Origin of the sequence: Halomarinibacterium sedimenti (assembly GCF_019312585.1) — a bacterium.
GTDB classification, from domain to species: Bacteria; Bacteroidota; Bacteroidia; order Flavobacteriales; family Flavobacteriaceae; genus Halomarinibacterium; species Halomarinibacterium sedimenti.
Genome location: NZ_JAHWDP010000013.1, coordinates 1 through 3715, shown reverse-complemented (window position 1 = coordinate 3715; position 3715 = coordinate 1). Strand labels below are relative to the sequence as shown.

The 3715-nt window shown below is 38.7% G+C and carries 2 protein-coding genes; both read right to left on the bottom strand.

Going from position 1 to position 3715, the window contains the following annotated elements; all coding sequences use genetic code 11:
- A partial coding sequence (locus KXJ69_RS13605) for a M12 family metallo-peptidase (protein ID WP_219053668.1) occupies positions 1-3213 on the bottom strand: 3213 nt, incomplete at its 3' end.
- A gap of 141 nt (positions 3214-3354) precedes the next feature.
- A partial coding sequence (locus tag KXJ69_RS13600; RefSeq protein ID WP_219053667.1) for a T9SS type A sorting domain-containing protein occupies positions 3355-3715 on the bottom strand: 361 nt, incomplete at its 5' end.

The following is a 3715-nucleotide window of genomic DNA, read 5'->3' as shown; positions in this document are numbered from 1 at the left end:
CCAAGTGTGGGAAATGTCTACATCTACATCTAAATCGGTAATGATAAAGTCATCGGTCACATCTATCGTACTAGTAACAACCGTTGGAGCGGCTCCAAAGGGTAATCCTGGACTCGCACTGGCAGTGTCTGTTACCGGAGTAGGTTCACCTATACAAACTATTACAGGTGAAATATTGTCTTCCACAGTAACTACTGCAGTACAAGTAGACGTATTTCCTGATGCATCTGTAGCAATTACGGTTACATTATTAGGTCCAACATCCATACAGGTAAAGTCTAAACTTGGTACCGGTGGTGCAGGAGTTCCATAATGAAGCGTTCCGTTAAATACTCTTGGAGAGAAAATACCTCCAGTAAATGGTGCATTTGATGCTTGACCTAGAGACATTGAAAGATCTGCATTAGAAAAGTTTTGATTTCCTCCAGTACCGTTGGTATAATCATGACCGTGGCTACCATCCATTACAATGGCAATACCATAACTGGTAGATGCGCTCAATGTAAAAGGTGTTGCCAGTACGGCATTGGATGGATTGTTAAGACCTGCGGCGGTACCTGTTCCAGTACTTACTAAGGTCCATAATCCACCATTGGTTTCATTTCCAACAGATGTTCCAGGAATGGTATAAACTTCAATATCAAAACTTCCGCCTGAACCATCTGCCGTATTCACATCTATCGCATTAATTTCTAAATCACTTCCTGCTATGGTTACATCAAAGTACACAGCACCTCCAAAAGAACCTCCATTGTTCGCTCCAAATAATGAAGTCAATGAGCCCATTGGACCACCTGAACCTTGGAATTGTAAAGTAGTTCCAGGACAGTTGTCTGTAGCTGTAGCCACATCGTCTGGGAAGACCGTTACCATACCATTGGCATCTAACTGTGCCGTAAAGTCTGTACAAACAACTACAGGATCTTCCACATCATTTACCGTCACGTCAAAATCACAAGTTGATGTGTTTCCGTCGCTATCGGTAACAGAAGCAGTAACTGTTGTAGTTCCCACTGGGAACGTACTTCCACTAGGTGGTGAGTACACAATATCTCCAGAGATATCTCCATCTTCTGGATCAATTGCGGTACCTGCATAATTAGCAACAGCACTACATTGACCTGCAGCATTGTCCAACACTAAATCTGCTGGACATGAAATGACTGGAGGATTGCCAATAATAACAGATGAAAAAGTTAACCCTTTTGCCTGATGATCCATATTCCCTATTAAGGTTGGAACTCCTGCAGAAGTTACAGAAAATAAAGGCCCAGTACCATGATCTTGCTTCCATAAGAAAACACCATTGGTAGCATCCCAAGTTAAAGCTTGCGCCTCTTCATCTTCTAATGCAGTTCCAGTAATATCAATATTAGTAACTGTACAAGGATCTATTCCAGAATTATCAATTGTTTCAAAAATAACGTTAGCTCCCGTATGTCCAGATGCATGGTAAAATAAGCCATCCATAGGATTAAAACCTAAGGCTTCTCCATCATTACCATTTCCTAAAGTACATTGGAAAGTAGGGGCTCCAGTGGTTTTATCTAAAGTAAACAGTGATTCTGGTGTTGTACTTCCATCACCTGTTACTCCATATAAATCACCCGCGGCATTAAATGCAATTCCTGCAAAACTTTCTTGAGTATCTCCAATTAAGGTAGCTACACCTGTCCCTAAATCAATAGTTACCAGTGCTCGACCTGTTAATCCAATACCTCCCGCTCTTAATAACGCCCATATCGTTCCGGTGGTTGGATCAGTAGCTAATCCTGTTCCCCCATTAATTGTGGCTCCTGCTAAAGTGATGGTGATACTTGATATTGTTGAAGCATCAGTTGGGTCAATATTACGTAATTGATCATCACCTTGAGCTATAGACCAAAGGTCTGATGCCGGCGGTGCGGCACAAGGCCCTAAACAATTTCCAGGAGCATTAATATTATTGTTGATTACGGCAGAGGGTTGTGGACCAAAACCTAAGTTGAAATTAATTCCAGTGGTAAAATGGCAATAGCTCATAATGGTTCCACCCCCTGGAGGTGATCCAGGAAGTGGGCATCCTCCTTCAGTAAATCCAGAACAACTGTCGATTGCTGTATTATTTCCATTCCATACACATGCATGGGTATGTCTTGAACCTAATAAGTGCCCCATTTCATGGGTAACAACCATGACATTCCACGAATAGGTGGGTACGGGTGTAACAGTTGTGCTATCAAGACCACTAAAACAAAGACTATTATCTGTATTTGGGTTACAAATTCCACTAAATCCAGCAGCAACACCTCCTGCACCTGGTTGTAATTCAACTAAATGACCTAAGTCTCCATTAAACGCTCCAGTGTTTGCTTGAAAAGCAGACAGTTGTGCACCAGAACTACCTCCATTGTATGGATCTGGAGTAGTCCAAATAAACATTTCAGAAGTTTGCATGGTAACCCCATCATTAGCATACAAAGTGTATGACTCGGCAAAAAGCGCATTTAAAAAATTGGTTGTATTTGTTAAATCGCCTCCAAAGGCATTATATACAGATTGACCAGACTCAACATAAATATTGACACAATCACCTGGATCTCGGGTTATTTCATAGGTTAATTCTTCCTCAGAATATCCAACACCATCATCTTGGGTTTCGCATTCAAAACCTAGGTTTTCAACTAAATCTGAATCTTTATAAATGATGTGCCTAGAGTTAGAATCTCTTAATCTACCAACGGTATAATTTCCTTCTTCAGTAGAAATAAAGCCTGTTACTTCATTATTAAAAATACTTAATGAAACTAAGGAATGTGGTTTTCCAGAAATGATTCCTCGATAATGTTTCCCTCGATCCATACTGCTTGTAATGTCCTGACCATCACTTGTATGAACCCTAAAATCCTTAGAAAAAATATCTTTTTGATATAATTCTAACGTAATGTATTCGCCACGATCGTTAATTGGCAAAGTGATTTCAATGTTCTGCGGATTATCACTTTTAAGTTGCGCAACTTTTGTAGCGTCAAATTCGACAACTATACCCTGCCTTACTGCATCCTTATAATTGGCGGTTATCTTTGAAAAACCCTCTTTAAAAACATCTTGAGTTTTAAAAGTGTTAGGTTTTAATTTCATCGTTGCAACTTTATCTGCAACATTTCCAATACGGTTCTGAGAAAAAACCAGCATGGGAACAATTAAGAAAATAAATTGTAGACTTTTTTTCATAATAGAAAGATTTGGTGTAATAAAAAATTAAAAGATGAATTTACAACTTTTTTTAAATAAAATAAAAGATATACTCAATAGAAATATGTGAAAATAAAAATGCCCTTCAATAAATTGAAGGGCATTTTTTAAAAAATTTACTTATTCTTTTATGAATTGTTTTGTTATTGTTCCATGCTCACCTTGTATATAAACAAGATATGTTGCTGAAGACAAAAAGGATACATCTAGTGCCTTCTCAGTTCCCATATCTTTTAAGTCATACACTCTAACAAGTTTACCTGTAAGATCATAAATACTGGCACTCTCCAATGCTATGGATTGAGGGTTGCTAATATTTACTATTGCTTTTGCAGGGTTAGGATATAAAACTATGGTTGAAATGTCTAACAAGTTATCATCCTTGCCAAGGATACTCTCTATGGTAAGTACAAATGTACACTCACCTACGTTTCCATACTCATCCTCTGCAAAGAGGGTAATGGTATAGGTGCCATCTGGA